The sequence below is a fragment of the Salinimonas profundi genome (assembly GCF_014750655.1).
Taxonomy (GTDB): Bacteria; Pseudomonadota; Gammaproteobacteria; order Enterobacterales; family Alteromonadaceae; genus Alteromonas; species Alteromonas profundi_A.
Window position 1 is genome coordinate 69,696 of the sequence record NZ_JABBXD010000008.1, and the last position, 23,837, is coordinate 93,532.

Sequence of the window (23,837 nt, forward strand, 5' to 3'; positions counted from 1 at the left end):
TTGAAAGTGCGTTTTGAATTGCAATTTGCAAGGCGATTTTTATTTTGAAAAGTATTTGAGTGGCTGCTGCTGGTTTCCGCGCAGCTCACAGGTATACATCTACTGGGCTGATGTTTTCCCTCTCCATGCGATAGCCTCAACCGTGCGCTGGGTTTCCAAACACGTTTTTACAGCGGTTGCGGGCAGATTGCAGCAAGAGCTGGTACTATTCCCACCAAAGCGGCTCATCGATACTTTGCCTCGATGACGGATATCGCCCTTAAAGACTCAGGAAGCCTATGGCACTCAAAGCAACCATATTTAAATCTCATCTATCCATCAGCGATATGGATCGTAATTATTATCAGGATCATAACCTGACAATCGCCCGCCATCCGTCTGAAAACAACGAACGAATGATGCTCAGAATCATTGCGTTTATCGTCAATGCGCACGAGCGGTTGCAGTTCACTAAAGGGTTATCTGATGACGATGTGCCTGACTTGTGGCAGAAAAACTACAGCGATGACGTAGCGCTGTGGATAGAGCTGGGCCAACCCTCTGAGCAGCGAATTAAAAAAGGCTGCAACCAAAGTCAGCATATGATGATTTATGCTTACGCGGATAACAGTTTCGATGCCTGGTGGAAAAAAGAAAAGTCACGGTTACAAAGCAGAAGAAATCTGTCGGTACACACTGTGCCTGAAGCACTTGCTGCACCGCTGGCAAATGCTGTTCAGCGCGCGATGCAAATTCAGGTGACCATTCAGGACGGCCAGATGTGGCTGACGATTGAAGGCGCTGATATCACCGAAAGTGTTGAAGTAGTAATTGAGAAACACATGTAATGAAAAAGCTATCTGCCGTACAACTAAAACAACAGACTCTGGTTTTCAGCGTTGCAGATAACCTTGAAGCGCAGGGTCGTGAGGAATTGCCTGGCATGGTGCAATGCTGGTTCACGGTGGAATACCATCAATTCCCGGGGTCCTTATTACTGCGTTTTCAGTTTGAAAACGAAGAATTACTATCCGCTGCTGAGCCTGAACTTAGAAAATGGCAGCGATGTCTGAGCGCCGCCTTGCTTAAAAAAGGTGTCGTGCTTAAAGATATGCGCAGACATCTGGTTTTTACACTGCTGGGGCCTGAGGATTAACAACCAAACACTGGTCGGTGTGAACACTCGCTATATATCGAATAAATCCCTCATTAATTAGGCCAGACGCCGGCGCCTAAGCGCCGCCTTTCGAGTGTGTTTATCAACGGTGATACCACTCCCAGATGCCCGTGGAAAAGTCGCTTACCAAATCAATGCCCAGTGCAGATTTCAGCAAATACATCATAAATAACGTAAAGCCGGCCAGCAGGGTAAAGCTGATCACGACAAATATCAGCATTGAAAACAGCGCAAAGGCCTGCTCGGATTTGGATAAGCCCGCCGGTTCCGGCCCATCAGGAAAACCAGATAAAAACTGAACGGGACAAACGGAAGTTTGATGGTAGAGCGCATATCCACGGCATGAATACGGCCCCCCGGGCCCCATTACCGCCGCCAGTGCGCAAAGCGGTTCGGTAGTGAAACTGTTTGCAATGGCTGTAGGAAAACGTTTTAACAGCGCCTGCATAGCAGGATCTGCACTGGGATGAATAGTTGACTTACGGCTTTTCAATGGCTAACTCCTTATACAGCCAGTTGCTTCTGTGTTGAGGCTAAATCCTGACGCATTTTTTCCAGTACACTTTCACTTGATTCGCGGTAGTGCGTTTCTACTTGCCGGGCAACACCTAATCGCAAGTGTTCTATCGTTGTGTCCAGAATAAAAAGTTTCTCTTCATCAATAAATTCTGACTCAAGAAAAAAGACCAGCCAGCCTATTTCACTTGGTTCGGCATGAAAATTTGAACTTAACAGCCAGCCAGATACGCCGGCACGCTCATCTGCGACACTTTGAATACTCCAGGAATTCAGCAGCTCTGTATGGTGTGACGGAAAACTCCAGCTTTTGTAGTCCGCCAGGGCCGCGTTGCTGCCATCTTTGAACATTATAATCGGGGCCGGCGAGGTACTGATCTTCCCGGATTTACAAAAAAAACACGCACCGATTGAGGCGTCGCAAAAATTCATCGTGAGATCGATGGTCGCGGTGACCAGCGGTGTGACGCCATCATCATTGGCGATATAGCGGCTGGAACTTGACAGATACTCCAGTTCAGCCTGTTTTTTTTGCGCCAGCGAGACTGATTCTTTGAGCGCTTTATTAGAGTAATAAATGCGCTGTGAAAACTCTTCCAACTGTGCCTCGGCAGCCTTGCGGGCAAGTCGTTGACGATTTAATCGTCGCTCTAATAGCTGAATTTTCGAATTCAGTTCATCATTTTGAAAGTGATACTCCGGCCTGTTTACAGCGGCCCGACAACTGGCGTGGTGCGGTTGTTTTTAATAGTAGCAACAATTTTACATTTGAACAGACAGGCAACAACCAAATGTTTAAATATCCAGATACAAAAAAGGCACCCGAAGGTGCCTTTAACGATGCTTTGCTGCAGATTACAGGTTTTCGTTTAAGAACTCTGTAAGCTGTGCTTTTGACAATGCACCTACTTTAGTTGCTGCAACGTTACCGCCTTTGAAAAGCAACAGCGTTGGGATGCCGCGAATGCCATATTTTGGCGGCGTTTCATTATTTTCATCGACATTCAACTTACCAACTGTTAACTTGCCTTCGAACTCGGACGCAACTTCTTCCAGAATTGGCGCGATCATTTTACAAGGGCCGCACCATTCCGCCCAGAAGTCGACCAGCACAGGACCGTCAGCATTGATAACGTCTGCCTCAAATTTGTCGTCAGTTAACTGGATAATTTTGTCGCTCATTCTGTTCTCCATTGATTGGTCAGTCGCTGATTTGTTCAGCCACACCATAAGTGTTATAAGAAACTGTCTTTTTTAATGCAAGCACTGATAAGCTATAAGCTATGCAAACAACTCATTTAACCGAAACAAATTTTTCCGATTTGCCTATCAATGACAAGGTACTTTCGGCGCTTCAATCAGCGAATTTCACCCATTGTACACCGATTCAGGCTTTAGCTTTACCACCCTTACTGGATGGCCTTGATATTGCCGGGCAAGCCCAGACCGGAACCGGTAAAACCATTGCGTTTCTGGTCGCCACATTCCACTATCTGATGGCTAATGCTGCCAAAGATAACGCGGATCCGAAAGGACCGAAAGCAATTATTATGGCACCAACCCGTGAACTGGCCGTTCAAATTTACAATGACGCCAAACCCCTGAGTGAACACACTGGGTTATCACTTGGTTTGATATATGGGGGTGAAGGTTATCAAAGTCAACGCGAAAGTCTTGAAGAAGGCGTTGATATCATAATCGGTACTACCGGGCGTATTCTGGACTATTACAAACAGAATGTGTTTAGCCTCAACCACATCCAGGTCGCGGTACTGGATGAAGCCGACCGGATGTTTGATCTGGGCTTCATCAAGGACATCCGCTTTTTGTTCAAGCGCATGCCACCGGCCTCAGAGCGTTTGAGCATGTTGTTTTCTGCAACACTGAGTTATAGGGTTCAGGAACTGGCTTACGAGCACATGAATAATCCCACGCATGTTCAGGTTGAACCAGAAACCAGAACCGCCAAACGGGTCAGTGAAGAACTGTTTTATCCATCTGATGAAGATAAAATGCGTTTGTTGCTTACCCTGATGGAAGAGGAATGGCCAGAACGCGCCATCGTCTTTGCCAATACCAAGCATACCTGTGAAAAGGTGAATGACTGGCTTGAAGCTGACGGCCATCGTGTTGGCCTGCTTAGCGGCGATGTGCCGCAGAAAAAGCGTATGAGCATTCTGGATGACTTCACCAAAGGAAAGCTGGACATACTGGTCGCAACAGATGTTGCAGCCCGTGGATTGCATATAGATGCAGTCAGTCATGTTTTCAACTATGATTTACCAGATGATGCTGAAGATTATGTCCATCGAATCGGTCGAACCGGTCGGGCAGGCAAAAGTGGTATCGCGATCAGCTTTGCATGTGAAAAATATGCACTGAATTTGCCCGCCATTGAGCAGTACATTCACCATGCAATTCCGGTTACGGATTACGACCGCGCCGCCTTGCTTGATGATGTCAAACCGCCCCGGGCACGTCAGCGGAAACGGACACCCAACGCGCGTAATTCAAACCGTCGCGGCCGGAGTCGGGGAAAACCGTCAAACAAGAATAACTAACTATGCAGCCTGAAATCCAGCATGATACGTTGGTCCACAGTGAGCATTATGCCGCAGTAGACTTAGGATCGAACAGTTTTCATATGGTCGTTGTCCACGTCGTCAATGGCAATGTACAGATTATCGGTAAGGTGAAACAAAAAGTCCGCCTTGCCGCTGGTTTGAATGAAGACATGGAGTTGGATGAAATCAGCATGGAGCGGGGGTGGCAATGTTTGCAGACCTTCGCTGAACGCCTGCAGGATATTCCCCCGTCAAACATTCGCATCGTTGCCACTGCAACGTTGCGACTGGCCACCAACGCACAGACGTTTATCCGCAAAGCCGAACAAATTCTTCAGCACAAGCTGGATGTTATCAGCGGTGAGGAAGAGGCCCGGCAGATTTATCTGGGCGTAGCGTACACCTCTGCTAATCAGGGCAATTCACTGGTTATCGACATTGGTGGTGCCAGCACAGAAGTCATCATCGGTAATGACATGCAGCCTATCCACCTGAAAAGTCTGGATATGGGTTGCGTGACCTTTATGGAGCGTTATTTCCCAAGGGGCGAAATTACCCGACAACATTTTGATACTGCCAAGGCGAAGGCTGGCGCATTATTAGATGAAGTTAGCGATGCGTTTTTGTGTTTTGACTGGCAAAATTGCCTGGGCGCCTCCGGTACGCCGCAGGCTATCACCGAAATTCTTGTCGCTCAGCAAATCAGCGATGCGATTCGGCTCGATTATTTATACGAGCTGGAGAAACAGTGTATCGCCTGCGGCTCTATCGACAAGCTTGAGATAAAAGGCCTGGAAGAAAACCGGAAACCTATTTTCCCCAGTGGTCTGGCGATACTCATCTGCCTGTTTGAAAAACTGCACATTAAAGCCATGAATATTTCGGCAGGCGCACTGCGCGAAGGTCTTATTTACGGCATGCTGGATAATCTGCAGGAAAATGACCGGCGGGTGCAAACGCTTAATCACGCGATTCACCGCTACCATATTGAAAAGTCTCATGCAGACGCTGTCCGTGCGGTAGCTATCTCGCTCTGTCGTCAGTTATGTGCGCAGGCCGCTATCTGTCATCTGGATACTGAAGCTGTGCTGGGCGCCGCGGCCACGCTGCATGAAATCGGGCTGCATATTGAGTATAAGAAGCATCATGAGCACGGTGCGTACATCTTGTCGCACATTGACTTGCCCGGCTATACACGATTGCAACGCGAGGCCATTCGCGATTTGGTGCTGTCGCACCGTCTGACGATCAATACGGCTGTGTTCGACAACTATCATGAAGAAGTCCAGCCCATGCTATTGGCGCTGGTCAGAATTCTGCGTCTTGCCACCGTGCTGTGCTTACGCAGGCACAATAAGCACATTCCGGAAGCCACTTTGACTATCGATGGCGATCGCTGGACACTTACGCTGCCTGAAGGCTGGCTAAACAGTCACCCATTGATTAACGCGGAACTGGCCAATGAAACCTGGCTTCAGCACCGCGCCGGATGGGAATTACGCTGTCAGTAGTAAAGTGCTTAACGGCTGAGTAGTTCAGCCGCATCCGGGGCAAAGTAGGTGAGTATGCCATCTGCGCCTGCCCGCTTGAACGCCAGCAGAGATTCCAGAATCACGGCATCTTTGTTTAACCAGCCATTGGCAAATGCAGCCTGGTGCATCGCATATTCTCCGCTGACCTGATACGCAAAGGTGGGGACTTTCAGTTCCTGCTTGCAGCGGCGCACGATATCCAGATAAGGCATACCCGGCTTCACCATTACCATGTCGGCACCTTCCTGCAAATCCATGACAATTTCATGGATGGCCTCATCACTGTTGGCCGGATCCATCTGGTAAGATTTTTTATTACCGCCCTTGATATTCGCCGCCGAGCCCACTGCATCTCTAAAGGGCCCATAGTAGGCAGACGCGTATTTGGCCGAGTAAGCCATAATACAGGTATTCACATGCCCGGCATCTTCCAGCGTATTACGGATTGCGCCAATGCGCCCGTCCATCATATCCGATGGCGCCACCATATCAGCCCCGGCTTCGGCGTGTGACAACGCCTGCTTCTTTAATACTTCAACAGACTCATCATTGAGCACGTAGCCGTTGGTATCAATCAGTCCGTCCTGCCCGTGAGAGGTGAAGGGATCCAGTGCCACATCCGACATAATAACAATGTTATCAAAACGCGCTTTGATTTGACGGATGGCACTTTGCACCAGCCCTTCCGGATTAAAGGCTTCACTGGCACAGTCGGTTTTCAGCTCCGCCGGCGTTACCGGAAAGGGAGCGTAGGTGCGTATTCCCGATGCCACCAGCTTATCCAGATCTTTGAGCCACAAGTCAACCGACTGCCGGTAGACCCCTGGCATCGATGGCACAGCTTCTCGCTGATTACTGCCCGGCAAAATAAAGATGGGATAAATAAGATCGTTGGTACTCAGATGATTTTCAGCCACCATGTCGCGCAGCGCATCGTGTGAGCGTAAACGGCGCATCCGCCGTGATGGAAAAGTAGAGAACGTCATGATGTCTGTCCTGGTAATTGTTCAGCGATAACCTGATTACGGCCGGCAGCTTTTGCCGCATAGAGCAACTTATCAGCGTGATTAAACAGCTCAGCCTCCTGACCATCGCTGATTATCACACTGGTCACCACGCCCGCACTGATTGTGATATGCAGCTTATTGTCGTCAATATCAAGGGGCTGGGCTGCGATCGCCTGTCGCATAGACTCGGCCACCTGTTGCGCGCCCGTCAGTTCAGTATTGGGCAGCAGTACAACAAACTCTTCACCACCGTAGCGACACACATCGTCCCCGGGACGTTTAAGCTGCGCTTTTAACCGTTCAGCTACCTGACACAGACACGTATCACCGATTGTATGTCCGTAATCGTCATTAATCTGTTTAAAGTGGTCAATATCGATCAGTGCAATGGACAGCGGTGTTTGTTCGCGTCGGCTGCGACGACTTTCTGCCTGCAGACGTTTATCAAAGTGCCGCCGGTTGCGGATACCCGTGAGCGGATCGGTAGTATTTAGCGTCGATAATTCCTGATTGGCATCAGACAATTCCCTGAGCGCAACCTCCAGCTCCAGCGTGCGCTCCTGTACCTGATACTCCAGCTCTTCCTGGTACTGCTGCTGCACATTTAAAAGCTCTTCACGGGTTTTAAGCATCGCTTTTTCCTGCGACAGCGCCTGCTCTTTGATGGCAAATACCTGCTCGCGGTTATGACTATAGTTAATGGCCAGAACCAGCGCCAACAGCAGCGTTTCAATACTGGCACCCAGCATCAGCAAGAAATTAGACGGGACCGGAGAGGTAATAATCCCCAGATTATCCAGGCTGGCAGTAAAGGCGCTGAGTAACAGAATGAACCAGGCGAAGGCATAGTAGCGTGCGATGCGGACACCTTTTATCGCTATCCATATTCCGACTGTCAGGGTAAAAATCACAGTGAAACTCACCATGATTAAAAATGCTTTAATCAAAAAGCTATAGGGAAGGATAAAGCTGACCAGCAAGCTGATAAAAAACAATTCGGCCACAATTTTCAGCGCCCGGGACAAGCGCAAGCTGTACCGGGAAACATTCAGAATCCGGTCTGAAAACAGGACGGCGAACATAATGGTGGCATTGGCAAAAATAGCCACAGCTCGGCCCTGAAACCAGACCTGTTCAGGCCAGATGATCGCATACCCGATGCCATGCATAGCGGCAATGGTCAGTGCCAGCGAGAATACATAGCCTGAGTAAACAAAGAAGGTTGTGCTGCGATTGGTAATAAACAAAAAGAAGTTGCTCACACCGACCGCGAACAGCACGCCCAGAAATAAGCCCATCATCAGGTTATGGGACGCGGTATAGCTGACAAATCGTTCTTTTTCCCAGTATCGCAGCGGGACTTTGATAGAGCCGGAACTTTCAACCCGCAAGTAAACCTGCAGCGCACCGGATGTTGGCGGAAGCTCAAACGCCAGTGTTGGCACCAGCAAGCTGCGTTGAATATAGATGCGCTCATCACCGCTGACAAAATGCCGTAACAGTTTTTGTCCGGAGGAATCAAAAACGAATACATCGACGTTATCTAACAGCGGATAATTAATCTCAAGAATATGGTCGTGTTGAGAAGCCCGCGCCGGCAGTTTAAACCTGAACCAATGTCCGGCTTCATGCATCCCCAGGTTGACCGGGTTACTCACTGGCTTCCAGGTTTTTGACGGAATTTTCGTCACTTCCGCCAGCGATGTCCCCGTATCGCCTTCAACATAATAAGAAAGCGCGCTGACCGAAGCTTCATTGCCCTGATACGGCGTGAGTGTTTGGTAAATAAAAGCGAGAAAGCCAGCGACCAGTACAAACACCAGTAGAAGCCAGCCATCATAGATTCGTGGAGTGCTTGCATGTAACTGCATCATGTCAGGCCTGTATCAGAGTCCAAACAGGCGAAATGTGTTCTTCACACTCACCGCGGCGACATCCTCTATCGGTTTATCAAGAAGCGCTCCGACTTCCTCCCCGATTGCGCTTATGAACGCAGGTTCGTTATTTCGTTTGCGGGGGCGCTTGTTTTTGGGAAACAGATACGGCGCATCGGTTTCCAGAATCAGTTTGTCCAGAGGCAGATCCAACAATGCTTCTCTTAAAGCTTCGCCGCGTTTGGGATCGCACAGCCAACCGGTAATACCAATATACAACCCGTACGACAGATATGCCTGCATCTGGGCACGGGTGCCGGTAAAGCAATGAGCAATACCTTTTATCCCCTCGACTTTCGCTAAACACGCTACTTGCTGGTCAAACGCATCACGCTCATGCAAATAAACCGATTTGTTTAAGCGCTGCGCAATATCCAGCTGGGCTTCAAACACCGCGACTTGCGTATCCCGGGGAGAAAAATCCCGGTTAAAATCCAGCCCACATTCACCGACGGCCACAACACCCGGCGCAGTGGCCAGCTGTTCCAGCCGTTTTAAATCGTTGTCTGACACCAGTCGTGCATTGTGAGGATGAACGCCTACCGTATAACACAAGGTATCAGGATACTGCTCGTACAGCGCTGCAGCAGCATCCCATTCAGATGGCTGCGTGGTGATCAGACAAAGCCCGGTGACATTATTTTCCCGGGCTCGTGTGATCACTTCGTGAGAATCAAACCGACCATCCAGCAAATTGACACCGGCGTCAAACCATTGCATCTAATCAACCCGCTCGACTTTGATGCGCCGATTAGTACCTTCAACACCCAGATAAAAAACACCGAAAAAGCCACGTGACACCGTTGCCTCATCATTTATCTCAGCTTTGAAATAGTCGTCGTTCTTCTGTTGCCAGATCATGCCATTCTCAAGTTTTAGTATCAGCTTACCCCGTGGGCTTTTTTCCAGGCCAATAACCGTACTGGTTACTTCCTCTACTTCTTCTTTATCGGGTTTCTGCCGATTTTCTAAACCGAATTCTTTTACCGCATTCTGAGACTGACTGGCCGCTTGCCGGGCCGGCTGTTGCGAAGACTGGGACAGTTCAGCCGGGGCGTTTGCGCGACGCTTCTCTTGCTGCGCTTTTTCTTTCGCCTCGTCAGACGTTTGCTTTACCGTCTCTCTGACAGGTTTACTTTGTACCATGTCAGCCGCCAACGCATCGAAGCACGCCAGTCGCTCAGTATTACTGTCTATGCGGGCGCACTCTCCTAACCCGGAAAGGTCTTTGGCTTCAACACTGTTTGCACCTGTCAGCAAACCAAGTCCCGCGCAAACATAAGCGAACCATTTCATGTGATTTCTCCAATTTTCTCACTCAATTATCGGTCGCAGGATTATCTTCCTGCTCATCCGACTGATTATTTTTACTGTAAAAACCACCGACAATCACACCCACTTCAAACAATAACCACATGGGCAGTGCCAACAGGGTTTGAGAGATTACATCAGGCGGGGTCAGCAGCATGCCAATGACAAACACACCGACAATGACAAAAGGGCGTTTGGCACGCAGCGATTTAGCATCGGTCACGCCGGTCCAGCACATCAGGATAATCGCGATAGGGATTTCAAATGACACGCCGAAGGCAAAGAAGAGTTTTAAAACAAAATCCAGATAGGAGGAAATATCGGTACTCACAGTCACGCCACTTGGCGCGACACTGGTGAAAAATGCAAACGCCAGCGGAAACACCACGAAGTAGGCGAAAGCCATACCAGCATAAAAAAGCAACGTACTGGAAACCAGCAATGGCATCACCAGCTTTTTTTCCGTTTTGTATAATCCGGGAGCGATAAATGCCCACACCTGATAGAGCACATATGGTATGGCAATAAAAAATGATAAAACTAAGGTGAGTTTAAAGGGGGCGAAAAACGGTGACGCTACGTCCGTAGCAATCATCGAGGCATTTTCTGGTAAGACGGCCATGAGTGGTCGCGCCAGATAGTGATAGAGATCTTCCGCAAAATAAACCAGACAAAGAAATACCACCAGCACACTGAGCAAGGCACGAAGAATACGATTTCGCAACTCCACAAGATGCGAAATCAGATTATTAGCGTCGGTCATTGTTTTTTCTTATAAGGTTCCTGCACGGATTCCGCTGCATCTTTGAGCTCATCCACGCTTTTTTTCAGATCCGGCGAAATATCTTTCAGGCCCTGCTCTTCCGCTTTCTTCAGGTTTTCATGAAGCTCGTGCACCCTTAACTGGTGCTCGACTTCTTGCTTAAAACCGCTGGCAGCATTGCGCACGCCACGCACAGTGTTCATGGTGGAACGAATCGCACCAGGCAACCGTTCGGGCCCAAGCACCAGTAGTGCGAGGACACCTATCACAAGCAGTTCCCAAAAACCGATATCAAACATCAGGACTTTTCTTTAACGTCGCTCTGGGTCGAGGTGGCAGAAGATTTTTCTTTATTTTCCATTTGCTGGTTTTGCTCAAAATCAGCATCTTTTTTTGTTTCGTTCTGATCATCATCAACCGCTTTTTTAAAGCCCTTGATGGCACCGCCCAAGTCGGAGCCGATACTCTTCAATCGTTTTGTTCCGAACAACAGAACCACAATCGCAAGTATAATCAGCAATTGCCAGACGCTAATACCCATAACCATCTCCTTTATACATATAAATACAGTATGCCATTGCCTGTCTTTGCTTTCACCACAATATTTCGTCAGCGCGCACCTGTGCGTGTTAAATGATTACTACGTATAAAGGATCTATTTGACTTCACCTGCATATAACTTAATGCTTGATGTAGGAAGGATGAGTAGTAAGGCAGGGTATGGCGTGTTTAACTTTAGCAGTGTGTTCGTTACTGGCAATGCCCGGTGACGTATTACCTGCGCCCGAATCAGCCCCTCTTACAGTAGCCCGGAGCGCCCCGGTCACTCTTCATGATACGTGGATGGATTTGTGGCAGCAAAACCTGACTGAATCCATGAATTATACCGTGCAGCAAATTGACAGTTTTTTCGCGCTGCAGGGTTCCGAACGACATGAGGAAGCCCGTGCTGAGGGGCGAATCAGTCTCGGCTGGGAGCCCCGTACCCGGGATTTATCAGAATTTGATGTTCGGTTTAAAATCCGGGTGCAGCTACCCGCGCTGGAAAACCGTGTCGACCTGCTGTTAAGCGATGATGAAGACACCCAACAAAATGCCTCAATAAAAGCGGCACGCCAGCCTATCGAGCGTCAGCGCCGAAATACCACCATTGCACTGCGTTATCGGTCAAGTGAAAGCTCACACATGTCTTATAAGATCGGCACCGGCCGTCGTTATCAAGCCTATGTAAAAGCCCGCTTCGAGGATATGGCGGCGTATTCAAGCCAGCTTGCGCTATTTTACGATGCTGAGGCTTACGCCTTTACCCGCGATGAATTCGGGGCAGAGCTGGGTGCCACAGTGCAGTTTATCAGCAAAAAAGACCATGTCTTCCGGTTCAACAATCGCTTTTTCTACCGTGATCGAAGTGAAGACTGGATCTGGCGTCATGAAGCACAGTTTTTGCAGCCGGTAGATGACAAAACGGCCATGGTATATACCCTGTTTACCGAAGGCGAATCGCGCCCCAACTACAGAATGGGCGAGATTTATACCAGTGCCAAACTGCGCACCAACCCCACCCGTGACTGGCTGTTCTTTGAAGTCGAGCCGTTTGTGCTGTTCACCCGCGACGAAGACTTCAAGCCTTCGTACGGTGTAGCTCTGCGGGTAGAAGCCTATTATGGCAATCCTTAAGCGAAAAGCTTAAGGTCGAAGCGCACGCTCTCCCCGGGCCAGTCCACAGACACCGGTACGTGACGACTCTATAATTTCAGCGCATTGATTCATGGTGGTTGCAAACGCATCAAGCTTATCGGTCGTGCCGGTAATTTCTATGGTGTAATTGGAGGAATTGACATCCACAATACGCGCCCGAAAAATATCGGCATTGCGCTTTACCTCTGCCCGCATGGTCTCTGTGCGTGTGGCGACCTTTACCAGCATCAGCTCACGCTCTACGTGCGCATTTTCTGTCAGATCTACCACCTTCAGCACATCGATAAGCTTGTTGACCTGCTTGGTAATTTGTTCGATAACTCTGTCATCACCGTGGGTAGTAATAGTCAGCCGGGACAGTGATGCGTCATCGGTGGGTGCTACGCAAAGCGAGTCAACGTTATAACCACGCTGAGAGAAAACACCAACAATCCGTGATAGTGCGCCTGGGGCATTTTCCATCAATACTGAAATAATTCTTTTCATCAGGTGCGCTCCGTCTTGCTCAGGCGCATGTCATCCATGGCACCAAATTTAATCTGCATAGGATAAACATGTTCATTCTGATCCACCTGGATATCCATGAAAACCAACCGATCGGTATAACTAAAGCAGGTTTTCATTGCTTCATCCAATTCGTCCGGATGCGACACTTTAATCCCAACGTGACCATAAGCTTCAGCCAGTTTGACAAAATCAGGCATGGATTCCATATAAGAATGTGAGTGACGACCTTTATAAATCATGTCCTGCCACTGGCGCACCATTCCTAATGCCCGGTTATTCAATGAAATAATTTTCACCGGCAGGTTGTATTGCAAACACGTCGCAAGCTCCTGAATATTCATCTGAATACTGCCATCACCGGTGACCACCACCGACACCGCATCAGGATGCGCAAACTGTACACCCATTGCAGCCGGCAGCCCGAATCCCATCGTGCCCAGTCCACCTGAGTTAATCCACTGGCGGGGCTTTTTATAAGGATAATACAAGGCCGCAAACATCTGGTGTTGACCCACATCAGAGCTGATAAACGCATCGCCATTTGTATGCTTATACACAGACTCTATGACCGCTTGAGGCTTGATGCATTCAGTGGTTGTGTCATACCTTAAGCATTGTTTGCTGCGCCACTGATTGATCTGCTCCCACCATTCAGAGACTTTTGTCGATTGTTCACTGAAATCATAGGCTTCCAGTGCGGCGAGTAGTTGCTGCGCAACCTTATCTACACTTCCCACCACCGGAATGTGCGCATTGACCGTTTTGGAAATTGACGCCGGGTCGATATCCACATGGATAATATCTGCATGCGGACAAAATTTATCGACATTGTTTGTCACCCTATCATCAAAACGCGCTCCCAGAGCAAGAATGCAGTCAGCATTGTGCATTGATTTATTTGCTTCGAGCGTACCATGCATGCCCAGCATACCCACAAACTGATCATGGGTTCCGGAAATTGCGCCCAGCCCCATCAACGTGCAGGTCACCGGTGCATGTAGCAGCTCTGCCAGCTCAGTCACCAGCGATGAGGCATCACATGCAATGGCACCGCCGCCCACATACAACACCGGGCGCTTAGCTTTTGTTAAAGATTGCACCGCTTTTTTAATTTGCTTGGCGTGCCCTTTTTGCGTTGGGTTATAGGAACGCATGGTGACGTCGGTAGGAAATTCATAGGGATGAGATTCCTGCACGTTCACTATATCTTTGGGCAAATCAACAACCACCGGGCCAGGACGCCCCGTATTAGCAATGTAAAACGCTTTTGCAATCGCTTCAGGAATATCCACCGCGCGTTTAACCAAAAAGCTGTGTTTAACAATGGGGCGCGAGCAGCCCACCATATCCGTTTCCTGGAAGGCATCTTCGCCGATATGCATAGAAGGCACCTGGCCGGAGAGCACGACCATTGGAATAGAGTCCATGTAAGCCGTTGCGATACCGGTAATGGTATTAGTCGCTCCTGGTCCCGAGGTAACAAGCACAGTACCGGTTTTGCCGGTTGAACGCGCATAACCATCAGCCATATGCGCTGCCGCCTGCTCATGTCGCACTAGCACATGCTTTACGGCATCTTGTGCAAATAATGCATCATAAATATCAAGTACTGCCCCACCGGGATAACCAAATACGTGTGATACACCTACATCTTTTAGCGCTTCCACCACCATGGCGGCGCCCGACATCATTTTCACTGTCGTCTCTCCTTTGGTTGCCCGGAATCGAAATAACTCTATAGCCGGACTATATCGAAGGAGTGCAAAAGTTAAAACAGTAAAAACGCAAAAAAGTGAGACATATGTTCCTATATAGAAAATAAATAGGATGTATGTTTCTTATATCGATGATCAAGACGTTGAATTTAGAATAAATTAACACTTTGCTAACACAACGGGAGTCATTACAGGCATTGGCAACACACCATCAGATAGCGAATCCGCATCGTCGGGATCCTTATCTGACTCCGGCAGTGACCATCCGGTCCTTCTTCGTGAACGCATACGATGCATTCGCTTCAGCTATTTCAGTCATACGCGTTTCATAGAGGCCTGCGGTAAGACGCCGCCTGGACGTTGGAAAAATAGTGTTTTCTACGTCATCTGCCAAAGCAGCATAACCATCGGTAAGCGATCTTGGTCAGATCCTGCGTTTAGAAAGCGTACGACTTCGTACTATTACGAAAACCGCCGGCGCATAAGAACCTGTAGGAATAGTGGTGACGAGATTGAAACCGACGCTTTTTGCGACTTACTCCCCAGACGTGGCGTTGTCATTCCACATCCTGAGCATGTGCAAATAGATGCAGAGCCCGCAGCTCTATGTCAGTGTGGCCATCAAGCATGCATTGTCAAAAGACATACATGCTTCATGATTTTCCGATTTGCTGTGTAAGGATATCAACGTGATGAAAAGCGGGTTTCCCGAAAGATCACCCCACTGTCTTTAACAGCGTTGCTGTTAATGACGATGTGTCAGCGTTTTTTGGGTACCCATGCCCATAGCATTTCACAGGTAACAGGCTCTATACCCGCCGCATCGGTAACAGTAACCTCTACCATGACCTCTCCCTTATCCTGCGTATTCATCATCTGGATTTGCTCATCAGTTAATGATGCAACCGCGATCATATCTCCCGTTGCTCGTTTGACATAATTCAGCTTCATTGACTTTATCAGCGGTAGCTTGTCGCCCGGTAGATTGGTGCCCACGACAAAACCGGTGGCAGACTCTGCCAGCAGAGCCATACCTGCGGCATGCACACTACCAATATGATTTTGTACTTTTTTGTAGTTTTTTTGTCGGAATGTGACGGATTGCAGATCAGTACTTAAGATTTCAAGACTTACTGTGCGCGTCAGCTTAACCTTAAAGCGAAACATCCACGTTAATAGGCGGCGCGAAAGCCATGCAGGGTAGGTATTTACTTTCTTAGCGTAAGCACGAAGTGGGTTTGATTGAGGCATAAATACTTTTCATATTATCTGGTAAGACCAGAAAGATAAGTCGCAGAAAGAAAAATTGCAAATTACCTGTTGGATATTGCACATTAGTACTTGCGAGTGGCATCCACCTTATGGCGACTCCAACCACGGCAGTCACATCGTAAGGAGGTATGTACCCGACCCGCTGAGCTAATGAATATAGTTAACGATTTGAAGAAAATTGGAGCGGGAAAAGATTCGTAACTGCCAACCACGTTGTCGCGCCCCCAACCTTGGCAATCACGTCGTGACGAGGTGTGTACCCGACCCGCTGAGCTAATGAAAATAGTTAACGCTTCGAAGAAAATTGGAGCGGGAAAAGATTCGTAACTGCCAACCACGTTGTCGCGACCCCAACCCTGGCAATCACGTCGTGACGAGGAGGTATGTGCTCGACCAGCTGAGCTAATGAATATAGTTAACGCTTTGAAGAAAATTGGAGCGGGAAACGAGATTCGAACTCGCGACCCCAACCTTGGCAAGGTTGTGCTCTACCAGCTGAGCTATTCCCGCATTGTGTGCGTTCTTTGTTCCTCTGACCGATTTCTTCGTCACTTGCCAGGTCTTGGCAATCACTTCGTGACGAGGTATGTACTCGACCAGCTGAGCTATCCCGCATAGAGAAGACGTTGAAAAATTGGAGCGGGAAACGAGATTCGAACTCGCGACCCCAACCTTGGCAAGGTTGTGCTCTACCAGCTGAGCTATTCCCGCACTCTTTGCGTTCCTAATTTCATCTGACCTTGCACTTCGTCACTTGCCAAATTTGGCAATCACTTCGTGACGAGATATGCACTCGACCAGCTGAGCTATTCCCGCATACATCTTTCAAACCTTTTGCGAAACCGGGTGTCTCTCAAAAGTGGAGCGCATTGTACAAAATTTTTGGCGATGCGCAACACCTAATAGAAAGAAATCTGTAAAAAAGCCGTTTGAATGCCTAAATACTAAACACTTTCTCACGATAAAATTTTAATTCTTCGATAGATTCGCGAATATCGTCCAGTGCCAGATGTACGCCCTTTTTCGTGAATCCTTCCAGTGCTTCAGGTTTCCAGCGACGGGTCAGCTCCTTTATTGTGCTCACATCAATGCTGCGATAATGAAAATACGCTTCCAGCTCTGGCATGTATTTGACCATGAAGCGACGATCCTGTCCGATGGTATTGCCACATAATGGCGATTTGCCAGCATCGACATACTCTTGCAAAAACGCGATCGTCTGACGAGCAGCTTCATCCTCATTTATCCGACTTTCCCGGCATCGTGCTGTCAGGCCACTTTCACCATGGGTCTTTGTACACCACGCGTCCATGCCATCAAGAATACTGTCTGGCTGATGGACGGCAATCACTGGCCCTTCCGCCAGAATATTCAGCTGTGGATCGGTCACGATGGTGGCAATTTCCAGCACTTTGCAGGTTTCAGGATCCAGCCCGGTCATCTCCATGTCAATCCACACCAGGTTCAAATCATGCTTACTCATTTCTCTCTGTCCTTTTCTTTTACGTTTTTAACATGGCACCTGCGCCACAACAACGTTATGATTGGCATAGTATACGCTAACTTATCATGGAATCGTGGCGAAGAAACCTAAACTCACTCAGCGTCAAAAGCGTCAGGTTGCGGCCAATCGCAAGCGTCGTTTGAATGACAAACAAGACAACCTTTCAGCGGCAAGCACTGATACCTCGGCTTTGCAAAGCGGTACCGTAGTTGGCCGGTTTGGTAAACATGCCGATGTGGAAGATACGTCGGGTCAGGTCTCCCGTTGTCATATCCGTCGTACTATCGAATCGGTAGTCTGTGGCGACCATGTGTTATTTGATGCACCGGACGAGCAAAAAGAAGGCGTAAGTGGCGTTATTGAAATTGTAAAAGACAGGCAATCAGTACTCACCCGCCCCGACTTTTATGATGGCATCAAGCCTATTGCAGCCAATATTGATCAAATCATCATTGTCAGTGCGGTGATGCCCAGCTTATCGCTGAACATTATCGATCGTTATATTGTCGCCTGTGAAGATATTGGAATAACCCCGGTAATCGTGCTCAATAAAGTCGAACTGATGGACGAGGCAACATTGTCCGAAACCCGTCAGCAACTTGCTGAATATGAATCGCTGGGATACGAGGTCTATTTCACCAGTTGCAAAACGCAGCAGGGTATTGAAACGCTCAACAGCATTTTAAAGGATAAGGTCAGTATTTTTGTTGGCCAGTCAGGTGTCGGCAAGTCCAGTATTATCAACCAGGTATTACCCGATGCGCAGGAATTAGTCGGTGCGATATCTGATAATTCAGGGTTAGGCCAGCACACCACCACTGCCGCAAAGCTGTTACATCTGCCGGCAGGTGGCGATTTAATCGACTCTCCCGGTGTCAGAGAGTTTGGGCTGTGGCACATTCCCGTGGAAAGGGTGACATGGGGCTTCATTGAGTTTCGAGACTTTCTGGGAGGCTGTAAGTTTCGTGATTGTAAACACCTTAACGATCCCGGCTGCCTGATCCGTGAGGCTACCGAATCGGGTAAAATCAGTCCTGCCCGTTACGCCAGCTACCACAAAATCCTGACCTCAATGGAAGAAAACCGGCCCAGTCACAGTGGGCCATTTTAAAATAATGGCAACTTTGGTTGCCGTTATGCCTTCCAGCTTGTTCTCATAACCGTAAATTCCTTTTTATCCGCATCAGATACGGTACAATCGCGCTGTTCAATAAAGGAGAAGCACCGTGCTGGACTGGTTAAAAGTCAACCTGCAATATTTGTTACCTAAACATCTGGTTTCCAGGCTTATTGGAAAGCTTGCCTCGGCCCGTGCCGGTAAGCTGACGACCTGGTTAATCAAACTGTTTATCAGACATTACAAGGTTGATATGCATGAAGCGCTGTATTCACAGCCAGAACACTATAAAACCTTTAATGATTTCTTCACCCGTCCGTTACAGCCGGATGCGCGTCCCATCGAAGGCGATGAGAAAACATTGGTGCACCCGGTAGACGGCGCAGTCAGTCAGTTCGGCGATATTCTCGATGACAGTATTTTCCAGGCTAAAGGCCATAATTACAGTCTGACAACGCTGCTGGGCGGTAAACCCGAGCTGGCAAAGCCCTTCAAGGGCGGTAAGTTTGCCACAGTCTATCTTGCGCCCCGCGATTACCACCGTATTCATATGCCGGTTGATGGCACGCTGACGGACATGATTTATGTGCCCGGTGAACTGTTCTCTGTTAACCCGTTAACCGCCAGTAACATTCCCGGCCTGTTTGCCCGCAACGAGCGTGTCGTTGCACTGTTCGATACCCCGGTGGGCAAAATGGCCATGGTACTGGTAGGCGCAACCATCGTTGCAAGTATCGAAACCATCTGGGCAGGTACGGTTACCCCGCCAGCCGGCAAAAACGTACAGCACTGGCAGTACGACACAGACGGCGAGCACAGTGTGCATATTAAAAAAGGCGATGAATTGGGCCGATTCAAACTAGGCTCAACTGTCGTAGCCTGTTTTGAGCCCGGTGCCATTGAGTTTGAAGACTTAAGCGCCGGTCAGGTCACACGGCTGGGTGAGCACTTTGCCTATAGCGCTCAGGTAGCCAATGATGATACTGATTCACAAGAGCCTGAATCGGTCTAAATGGATCCGGTCAAACGCAGCCTGATTACGCTGCACCTCACGGTCGTTCTGTTAGGCGGAACGGCCCTGTTTTCTCAGATTATTCCGCTTTCGGCACGTGATATCACACTGGGTCGATCGGTATTTGCCTGCCTGGCGTTATTTGCGTTTATGGCAATTACCCGAACATCATTCCGCTTAAACAGCAAAAAAGATTACAGCATCGCCATCGCACTGGGTGTACTGATGGCAATGCACTGGGTGACTTATTTCGCGGCCATGCAATATGCCGGTGTTTCGGTGGGCATGATTGCCTTGTTTACCTTCCCGGTAATTACTGTATTAATTGAGCCTTTTTTTGAACGTACGCGGCTTTCCTGGCAGGACCTTCTCAGCGCCCTCGTCGTTTTTTTGGGCATAGCGCTAATTGTGCCGGAAACTACGTTAAATAATGATGTCACCCTGGGCGTGGTTGTGGGAATCATTTCTGCGGTGCTGTATGCCATCCGTAATCTGGTACACCGTCAGCATTTTTCGCAGTACTCTGGTGCCAAAGCGATGGCATGGCAGATACTGTTGGTATGCATATGTCTGGTTCCTCTCTCCACCAGCGGATTACCTGATGCATCATTGTCCACCTGGGGATTATTGCTGGCATTGGGGACGCTGTTCACTGCGCTTCCCCATGCATTTATCGCAGCGTCGCTGGCCCACCTCAAAGCAACCACATTTTCGCTTATTGCATGTATGCAGCCATTCTACGGCGTGATTCTGGCAGTGATTCTTCTGGGTGAATCCCCTGGGTGGAAAACAATACTCGGTGGGGTTTTGGTTACCTCAGCATCGGTATATGAGACGGTAAAAACACACAAGTTGGCTAAAGGAGCGCAGTAATGTGGATTCTGGCGCATCGTGGCGCAAGTAAACAAGCACCTGAAAATACCCGCAAAGCGTTTCGCCTGGCTATGGAGCAACAGGCAACCGGTATCGAGTTTGACACTTACCAGGTGGAAGACGAAATCATTGTTATCCACGATCGTCGTCTGGAAAGAACCACCAATGGCCATGGTCAGATTAATAACTCAAGCCTTGATTACCTGCGCTCGCTGGATGCCGGTGAGGGTGAGCACATTCCGTTTTTGACCGACGCTTTAGGTTGTTTGCCCGCCGATGCCATATGCAACATTGAAATCAAGTCACTGTATGACATCCCCCGCTGGCTTCAATCCTTGGATGCGTCTTTACGTCATATTGCCATGCCCCGGGAAAATATCATTGTGTCATCGTTTAATCACCGCTGGCTCAAACGTATTCATCAGCTTGAACCAGATTTGAAACTTGGTGCGCTGACCTCTTCCTACCCCGAGGAAGGTGTTGAGTTTGCCCGTAAGCTCAATGCTTATTCAGTCCACGTCAGCCTGGACGTGGTGGATGAGGAACTGGTCAGAATTGCGAAAGCCGAAGGCCTGCAGATTTTAGTGTTCACCGTGGATGACCCGATGGATATGCAAATGCTTCGGGACTGGGGTGTAGACGGTATTTTTACCAATGTACCCGACGAAGCCAGGCGCGCATTGTATTAGCCTGGCCGGACTTCTTTTTACTTGGGGACACTGGATAACGTGTGGGAATACGTCGGTTTACGCTGAAACCGGGCTTTCTTAATTAACCGCATGTTCAGCACGTGAGCAAGTACGATGAGCATAGCACCCGTCGCAATAGTAAATGGCTCAAACTGTTCACCCAGAAAATTCTTATGCCAGTAAATCAGACCACCAGCAGAGATAATTGCGACCGGATAATATTGGCCATGAAAACGGATTGCCCCTGAAATTAACGCAACAGCACCGATCAGCATAGAAATGAGCAGGATGGTGCGTTCAAACCAGGTTTGTGCAAAAAAGGTTGAGGAAACAAGCGGTAACAATGGCACCAGCACTGGTAGTGACAAACAATGAACCGCACACAGGCTTGAGATCCAGATTCCCAGTCTGTCGAGTTTTGATGGATTGTCGGTCGGTAATGCCACAGGCGCTATCCAGTCTGATCAAACAATGAACGTTATAATATAACATTAAACGTCATTTCAAAACACTTTGATCAAAATTTAATTTATTCGGGGGCGCTTATTAATGCCTCGGCCACCTGTGTTTCAGGCGCTTCCTCTTTTATCGCTGGCAATACCTCGCTGACGGGAACCAGTGTGACATCAAAAGCCTGACTCAGCGCATCGTTTAAAAAGGAAAGCGTTTGCGGATAAGGATGGGCAATTGCCACGGCAATACCATACTGATGAGCACGGTGGACCAGCCTGGCAAACTGAATTTTCATAAACGCAGTGGTGGGCTGATGATCTAAAAAGATGTGACGGCGCAGCGCTGGCACGCCCATTTTCTTGGCTATCCCCTCAGCCACTGACTGAGCAGTGGTGCGACTATCAACAAAAAATAAACCGCGCTCTTTGACCACCTGCATGACACTTTGCATAGCCAGTGGCTGCTCTGTCAGTTTGCTGCCCATATGATTGTTCACACCGATTGCCTGGGGCAGCGAATCCAGTGAACGCTTCAACATTGCAGAGATATCCTGCGGCAACATACTACTGGTGAGTGCGGCAGGCCCCAGGTTATTGTTGCCTAACGATTCCATCGGCATATGCAACATGATGTCACGGCCCTGCGCGCTGGCTTTGTCAGCCAGTTTGCGGCCCAATGGCGTAAAGGGCAGGACAGAAAATGTCACACCTTTGGGTAGTGAGAGCGCCTCCCAGTCCGTCTGCCGATATCCCAGGTCATCCATAATAACAACAATGCGGGGGGTCGGCACTGCACTCGCTCCTGTGCAAACCAGTAAAAGCAGCAGAAAGAGTAAACGCCGTGACTTAGTGCGTATTATCGCCACACTGTGTCGGAGTATATTCATCAGAAACATCTTACAAGGCTAACCACGAGGCAGGGTTCAGCGCCTTACCTTTGTGCCGGATTTCAAAATACAGGTTAGGATAACTCTGGCCACCGCTTTGACCAACCAGCGCAATTGCATCACCTTGCACAACTCTGTCACCGGCCTGCTTGAGCAGCGCCTGATTATGTCCGTAGACGCTCATGTATCCTTTACCATGATCGACGATAGTGACCAGACCAAAGCCTTTCAGCCAGTTGGCGTACAGTACCTGACCAGACGCGATTGATTTAACCTGGCGTCCCTCTGACGCCTCAATAACAATCCCTTTCCATCGCACCTGTCCCTGGCGACGCTCCCCGAACAGGCGACGAACCTTGCCATCAGCAGGGACCGGCAGACGACCTTTAGACTGGGCCAGGCCGGCCATTTTCTGCTTGGCACGCTCTGCAGCACGACGAGCCTGATCTATTGCTTCAATCAGTGACTGCTCAGAAGCCTGCAGCTCTCTCACCTGCTCCGCGTCGCTGGCTATTTTCTGGTTGAGTCTGGCCAGCGTCTGTTCACGATCCTGCTGACGGGCCTGCAGCGCCGATTTCTGATTTTCCTGTGTAGCAAGTAGTGCTTCTAACTCGCTGGCTTTTTGCTCAAGTTCGGCGTTGACCTGTTCAAGGCGTGCCACATTTTTTTTAAATTTATCAATCTCCGCCTTTCGCGCCTTACTGACATATTTGTAGTATGTCAGTACACGCTCAAATGATTTCGCTTCCTGCTGATAAAACATCATCTTGGCGTAATCATAGTGGCCAGCCATAAACGCGCTTCTCAATTGGCTGGCAAGCATTGATTGCTGGGCTACGATGGCCTCTTTTAGTGTCTGCTGCTCTTCTCGCAGTGCGGCTTGTTGTCGCTGATTTTCTGATAGTGACTGTTGGGTGTCGTTGAGCGCTTTGGCGGCCTGACCAATCTGTCTTTCTGATTCAGCCAGTATTTCCTGCAGCTCCTGCGCATTAGCCTGATTGGCTTTCAGCGTTTCCTGGCGCTGTTTCAGCTGGGCCTGAAGTTCAGCCAGTTTTTGCTGGTCGGAGGCCTGGGCAAATACATCGCTTGTGATCAGCATCAACATGCACAAAAGTATGTGCCTGAGCATAGCCATTCGTTGATACTGCTTGTTATTCATGTTTTACATCTGACCCGGTCATTCTGGTTACATTTCACCAGTTTTTAGACACCCCAGCAAGTAAAGCCGATATCTGCCGGCAGTAAAACAAGCTGCTAACCGGCTAAGAAGGACAGCGATAGTAGAATAGATCATCGTTCTGCGCTGGTTTCTGCGCCGATTTTCTATA

Annotated in this window: 26 protein-coding genes and 2 tRNA genes; 9 read left to right on the forward strand and 19 right to left on the reverse strand. The window is 48.9% G+C overall.

Annotated elements, in window-relative coordinates; translation table 11 throughout:
- Window positions 1-278: 278 nt before the first annotated feature.
- Together HHX48_RS13590 and HHX48_RS13595 are read left to right on the forward strand one after the other, a co-directional pair.
- On the forward strand, window positions 279-827 hold the full coding sequence (locus HHX48_RS13590) for a YaeQ family protein (protein ID WP_191025975.1): 549 nt from the start codon (window positions 279-281) through the stop codon (window positions 825-827).
- On the forward strand, window positions 827-1,135 hold the full coding sequence (locus HHX48_RS13595; RefSeq protein ID WP_191025976.1) for a hypothetical protein: 309 nt from the start codon (window positions 827-829) through the stop codon (window positions 1,133-1,135). Before HHX48_RS13590 ends, HHX48_RS13595 begins: the two co-directional genes overlap by 1 nt.
- Before the next feature lie 103 nt (window positions 1,136-1,238).
- Here HHX48_RS13595 and HHX48_RS13600 read toward each other — a convergent pair whose 3' ends face one another.
- The 3 genes from HHX48_RS13600 to trxA form a co-directional block, all read right to left on the reverse strand.
- Window positions 1,239-1,649, reverse strand: a complete 411-nt coding sequence (locus HHX48_RS13600; protein WP_191025977.1) for a hypothetical protein — start codon at window positions 1,647-1,649, stop codon at window positions 1,239-1,241.
- A gap of 11 nt (window positions 1,650-1,660) precedes the next feature.
- Complete coding sequence (locus HHX48_RS13605) at window positions 1,661-2,272, reverse strand: hypothetical protein (RefSeq protein ID WP_191025978.1); 612 nt, start codon at window positions 2,270-2,272, stop codon at window positions 1,661-1,663.
- 255 nt (window positions 2,273-2,527) lie between these two features.
- Window positions 2,528-2,854 (reverse strand): thioredoxin TrxA, encoded by a 327-nt coding sequence (gene trxA, locus HHX48_RS13610; protein ID WP_139757485.1) that lies wholly within the window; start codon window positions 2,852-2,854, stop codon window positions 2,528-2,530.
- Window positions 2,855-2,955: 101 nt separating this feature from the next.
- Between trxA and rhlB the strand changes: the two genes are divergently transcribed.
- Window positions 2,956-4,233, forward strand: coding sequence for an ATP-dependent RNA helicase RhlB (gene rhlB / locus HHX48_RS13615; RefSeq protein ID WP_191025979.1), 1,278 nt, complete (start codon window positions 2,956-2,958; stop codon window positions 4,231-4,233).
- A gap of 2 nt (window positions 4,234-4,235) precedes the next feature.
- Complete coding sequence (locus tag HHX48_RS13620) at window positions 4,236-5,747, forward strand: Ppx/GppA phosphatase family protein (RefSeq protein WP_191025980.1); 1,512 nt, start codon at window positions 4,236-4,238, stop codon at window positions 5,745-5,747.
- Window positions 5,748-5,755: 8 nt separating this feature from the next.
- On the opposite strand, the gene hemB is transcribed toward HHX48_RS13620, so the two are convergent.
- From hemB to tatA, 7 genes are read right to left on the reverse strand one after another with little or no spacing between them, the layout of a single operon-like run.
- Window positions 5,756-6,754, reverse strand: a complete 999-nt coding sequence (hemB, locus tag HHX48_RS13625; RefSeq protein ID WP_191025981.1) for a porphobilinogen synthase — start codon at window positions 6,752-6,754, stop codon at window positions 5,756-5,758.
- The gene (locus HHX48_RS13630) at window positions 6,751-8,649 is read right to left on the reverse strand and encodes a sensor domain-containing diguanylate cyclase (RefSeq protein WP_191025982.1); all 1,899 of its coding nucleotides are present in this window, start codon (window positions 8,647-8,649) and stop codon (window positions 6,751-6,753) included. Before HHX48_RS13630 ends, hemB begins: the two co-directional genes overlap by 4 nt.
- Window positions 8,650-8,661: 12 nt before the next feature.
- Window positions 8,662-9,429, reverse strand: coding sequence for a TatD family hydrolase (locus HHX48_RS13635; protein ID WP_191025983.1), 768 nt, complete (start codon window positions 9,427-9,429; stop codon window positions 8,662-8,664).
- Window positions 9,430-10,005 (reverse strand): type VI secretion system-associated protein TagO, encoded by a 576-nt coding sequence (locus tag HHX48_RS13640; RefSeq protein WP_191025984.1) that lies wholly within the window; start codon window positions 10,003-10,005, stop codon window positions 9,430-9,432. It abuts the gene before it with no gap.
- 22 nt (window positions 10,006-10,027) lie between these two features.
- Window positions 10,028-10,783, reverse strand: a complete 756-nt coding sequence (gene tatC / locus HHX48_RS13645; protein ID WP_191025985.1) for a twin-arginine translocase subunit TatC — start codon at window positions 10,781-10,783, stop codon at window positions 10,028-10,030.
- On the reverse strand, window positions 10,780-11,082 hold the full coding sequence (gene tatB, locus HHX48_RS13650; RefSeq protein ID WP_191025986.1) for a Sec-independent protein translocase protein TatB: 303 nt from the start codon (window positions 11,080-11,082) through the stop codon (window positions 10,780-10,782). Before tatB ends, tatC begins: the two co-directional genes overlap by 4 nt.
- On the reverse strand, window positions 11,082-11,324 hold the full coding sequence (tatA, locus tag HHX48_RS13655; RefSeq protein WP_191025987.1) for a twin-arginine translocase TatA/TatE family subunit: 243 nt from the start codon (window positions 11,322-11,324) through the stop codon (window positions 11,082-11,084). Before tatA ends, tatB begins: the two co-directional genes overlap by 1 nt.
- A 179-nt stretch (window positions 11,325-11,503) precedes the next feature.
- On the opposite strand from tatA, the gene HHX48_RS13660 reads away from it, so the two are divergent.
- Window positions 11,504-12,460: a hypothetical protein gene (locus HHX48_RS13660; protein WP_191025988.1), complete on the forward strand. Its 957-nt coding sequence runs from the start codon at window positions 11,504-11,506 to the stop codon at window positions 12,458-12,460.
- Window positions 12,461-12,469: 9 nt separating this feature from the next.
- On the opposite strand, the gene ilvN is transcribed toward HHX48_RS13660, so the two are convergent.
- The 6 genes from ilvN to orn form a co-directional block, all read right to left on the reverse strand.
- Window positions 12,470-12,967, reverse strand: coding sequence for an acetolactate synthase small subunit (gene ilvN / locus HHX48_RS13665; protein ID WP_191025989.1), 498 nt, complete (start codon window positions 12,965-12,967; stop codon window positions 12,470-12,472).
- Window positions 12,967-14,685, reverse strand: a complete 1,719-nt coding sequence (locus tag HHX48_RS13670) for an acetolactate synthase 3 large subunit (RefSeq protein WP_191025990.1) — start codon at window positions 14,683-14,685, stop codon at window positions 12,967-12,969. The genes ilvN and HHX48_RS13670 overlap by 1 nt, the downstream gene beginning before the upstream one ends.
- A 777-nt stretch (window positions 14,686-15,462) precedes the next feature.
- Window positions 15,463-15,954: a DUF4442 domain-containing protein gene (locus tag HHX48_RS13675; RefSeq protein ID WP_191025991.1), complete on the reverse strand. Its 492-nt coding sequence runs from the start codon at window positions 15,952-15,954 to the stop codon at window positions 15,463-15,465.
- A gap of 455 nt (window positions 15,955-16,409) precedes the next feature.
- A tRNA-Gly gene (locus HHX48_RS13680) sits at window positions 16,410-16,485 on the reverse strand.
- 125 nt (window positions 16,486-16,610) lie between these two features.
- Window positions 16,611-16,686, reverse strand: a tRNA-Gly gene (locus tag HHX48_RS13685).
- Between the two features lie 226 nt (window positions 16,687-16,912).
- Complete coding sequence (gene orn / locus HHX48_RS13690) at window positions 16,913-17,458, reverse strand: oligoribonuclease (RefSeq protein WP_191025992.1); 546 nt, start codon at window positions 17,456-17,458, stop codon at window positions 16,913-16,915.
- Between the two features lie 94 nt (window positions 17,459-17,552).
- On the opposite strand from orn, the gene rsgA reads away from it, so the two are divergent.
- The 4 genes from rsgA (at window position 17,553) to HHX48_RS13710 (ending at window position 21,170) form a co-directional block, all read left to right on the forward strand.
- Window positions 17,553-18,590, forward strand: a complete 1,038-nt coding sequence (rsgA, locus tag HHX48_RS13695; protein WP_191025993.1) for a small ribosomal subunit biogenesis GTPase RsgA — start codon at window positions 17,553-17,555, stop codon at window positions 18,588-18,590.
- Between the two features lie 115 nt (window positions 18,591-18,705).
- On the forward strand, window positions 18,706-19,608 hold the full coding sequence (gene asd, locus HHX48_RS13700; RefSeq protein WP_191025994.1) for an archaetidylserine decarboxylase: 903 nt from the start codon (window positions 18,706-18,708) through the stop codon (window positions 19,606-19,608).
- The gene (locus tag HHX48_RS13705) at window positions 19,609-20,481 is read left to right on the forward strand and encodes a DMT family transporter (protein ID WP_191025995.1); all 873 of its coding nucleotides are present in this window, start codon (window positions 19,609-19,611) and stop codon (window positions 20,479-20,481) included.
- Entirely contained in the window at window positions 20,481-21,170 is a 690-nt protein-coding gene (locus HHX48_RS13710; protein ID WP_191025996.1) for a glycerophosphodiester phosphodiesterase, read from the forward strand. The genes HHX48_RS13705 and HHX48_RS13710 overlap by 1 nt, the downstream gene beginning before the upstream one ends.
- Window positions 21,171-21,187: 17 nt before the next feature.
- Here HHX48_RS13710 and HHX48_RS13715 read toward each other — a convergent pair whose 3' ends face one another.
- From HHX48_RS13715 to HHX48_RS13725, 3 genes are all read right to left on the reverse strand, one after another.
- On the reverse strand, window positions 21,188-21,616 hold the full coding sequence (locus HHX48_RS13715) for a MerC domain-containing protein (RefSeq protein WP_191025997.1): 429 nt from the start codon (window positions 21,614-21,616) through the stop codon (window positions 21,188-21,190).
- A gap of 83 nt (window positions 21,617-21,699) precedes the next feature.
- A complete protein-coding gene (locus HHX48_RS13720) occupies window positions 21,700-22,413 on the reverse strand; it encodes a divergent polysaccharide deacetylase family protein (RefSeq protein ID WP_191025998.1) in 714 nt (237 codons plus the stop codon).
- 106 nt (window positions 22,414-22,519) lie between these two features.
- On the reverse strand, window positions 22,520-23,668 hold the full coding sequence (locus tag HHX48_RS13725; RefSeq protein ID WP_191025999.1) for a murein hydrolase activator EnvC family protein: 1,149 nt from the start codon (window positions 23,666-23,668) through the stop codon (window positions 22,520-22,522).
- Between the last annotated feature and the right edge of the window lie 169 nt (window positions 23,669-23,837).

Excerpts from the sequence above, each read along its gene's own strand:
- HHX48_RS13590 (WP_191025975.1), top strand. The coding sequence starts at position 279 with ATGGCACTCAAAGCAACCATATTTAAATCTCATCTATCCATCAGCGAT.
- HHX48_RS13595 (WP_191025976.1), top strand. The coding sequence starts at position 827 with ATGAAAAAGCTATCTGCCGTACAACTAAAACAACAGACTCTGGTTTTC.
- trxA (WP_139757485.1), bottom strand. The coding sequence starts at position 2,854 with ATGAGCGACAAAATTATCCAGTTAACTGACGACAAATTTGAGGCAGAC.
- rhlB (WP_191025979.1), top strand. The coding sequence starts at position 2,956 with ATGCAAACAACTCATTTAACCGAAACAAATTTTTCCGATTTGCCTATC.
- HHX48_RS13620 (WP_191025980.1), top strand. The coding sequence starts at position 4,236 with ATGCAGCCTGAAATCCAGCATGATACGTTGGTCCACAGTGAGCATTAT.
- hemB (WP_191025981.1), bottom strand. The coding sequence starts at position 6,754 with ATGACGTTCTCTACTTTTCCATCACGGCGGATGCGCCGTTTACGCTCA.
- HHX48_RS13630 (WP_191025982.1), bottom strand. The coding sequence starts at position 8,649 with ATGATGCAGTTACATGCAAGCACTCCACGAATCTATGATGGCTGGCTT.
- HHX48_RS13635 (WP_191025983.1), bottom strand. The coding sequence starts at position 9,429 with ATGCAATGGTTTGACGCCGGTGTCAATTTGCTGGATGGTCGGTTTGAT.
- HHX48_RS13640 (WP_191025984.1), bottom strand. The coding sequence starts at position 10,005 with ATGAAATGGTTCGCTTATGTTTGCGCGGGACTTGGTTTGCTGACAGGT.
- tatC (WP_191025985.1), bottom strand. The coding sequence starts at position 10,783 with ATGACCGACGCTAATAATCTGATTTCGCATCTTGTGGAGTTGCGAAAT.
- tatB (WP_191025986.1), bottom strand. The coding sequence starts at position 11,082 with ATGTTTGATATCGGTTTTTGGGAACTGCTTGTGATAGGTGTCCTCGCA.
- tatA (WP_191025987.1), bottom strand. The coding sequence starts at position 11,324 with ATGGGTATTAGCGTCTGGCAATTGCTGATTATACTTGCGATTGTGGTT.
- HHX48_RS13660 (WP_191025988.1), top strand. The coding sequence starts at position 11,504 with ATGGCGTGTTTAACTTTAGCAGTGTGTTCGTTACTGGCAATGCCCGGT.
- ilvN (WP_191025989.1), bottom strand. The coding sequence starts at position 12,967 with ATGAAAAGAATTATTTCAGTATTGATGGAAAATGCCCCAGGCGCACTA.
- HHX48_RS13675 (WP_191025991.1), bottom strand. The coding sequence starts at position 15,954 with ATGCCTCAATCAAACCCACTTCGTGCTTACGCTAAGAAAGTAAATACC.
- orn (WP_191025992.1), bottom strand. The coding sequence starts at position 17,458 with ATGAGTAAGCATGATTTGAACCTGGTGTGGATTGACATGGAGATGACC.
- HHX48_RS13705 (WP_191025995.1), top strand. The coding sequence starts at position 19,609 with ATGGATCCGGTCAAACGCAGCCTGATTACGCTGCACCTCACGGTCGTT.
- HHX48_RS13710 (WP_191025996.1), top strand. The coding sequence starts at position 20,481 with ATGTGGATTCTGGCGCATCGTGGCGCAAGTAAACAAGCACCTGAAAAT.
- HHX48_RS13725 (WP_191025999.1), bottom strand. The coding sequence starts at position 23,668 with ATGAATAACAAGCAGTATCAACGAATGGCTATGCTCAGGCACATACTT.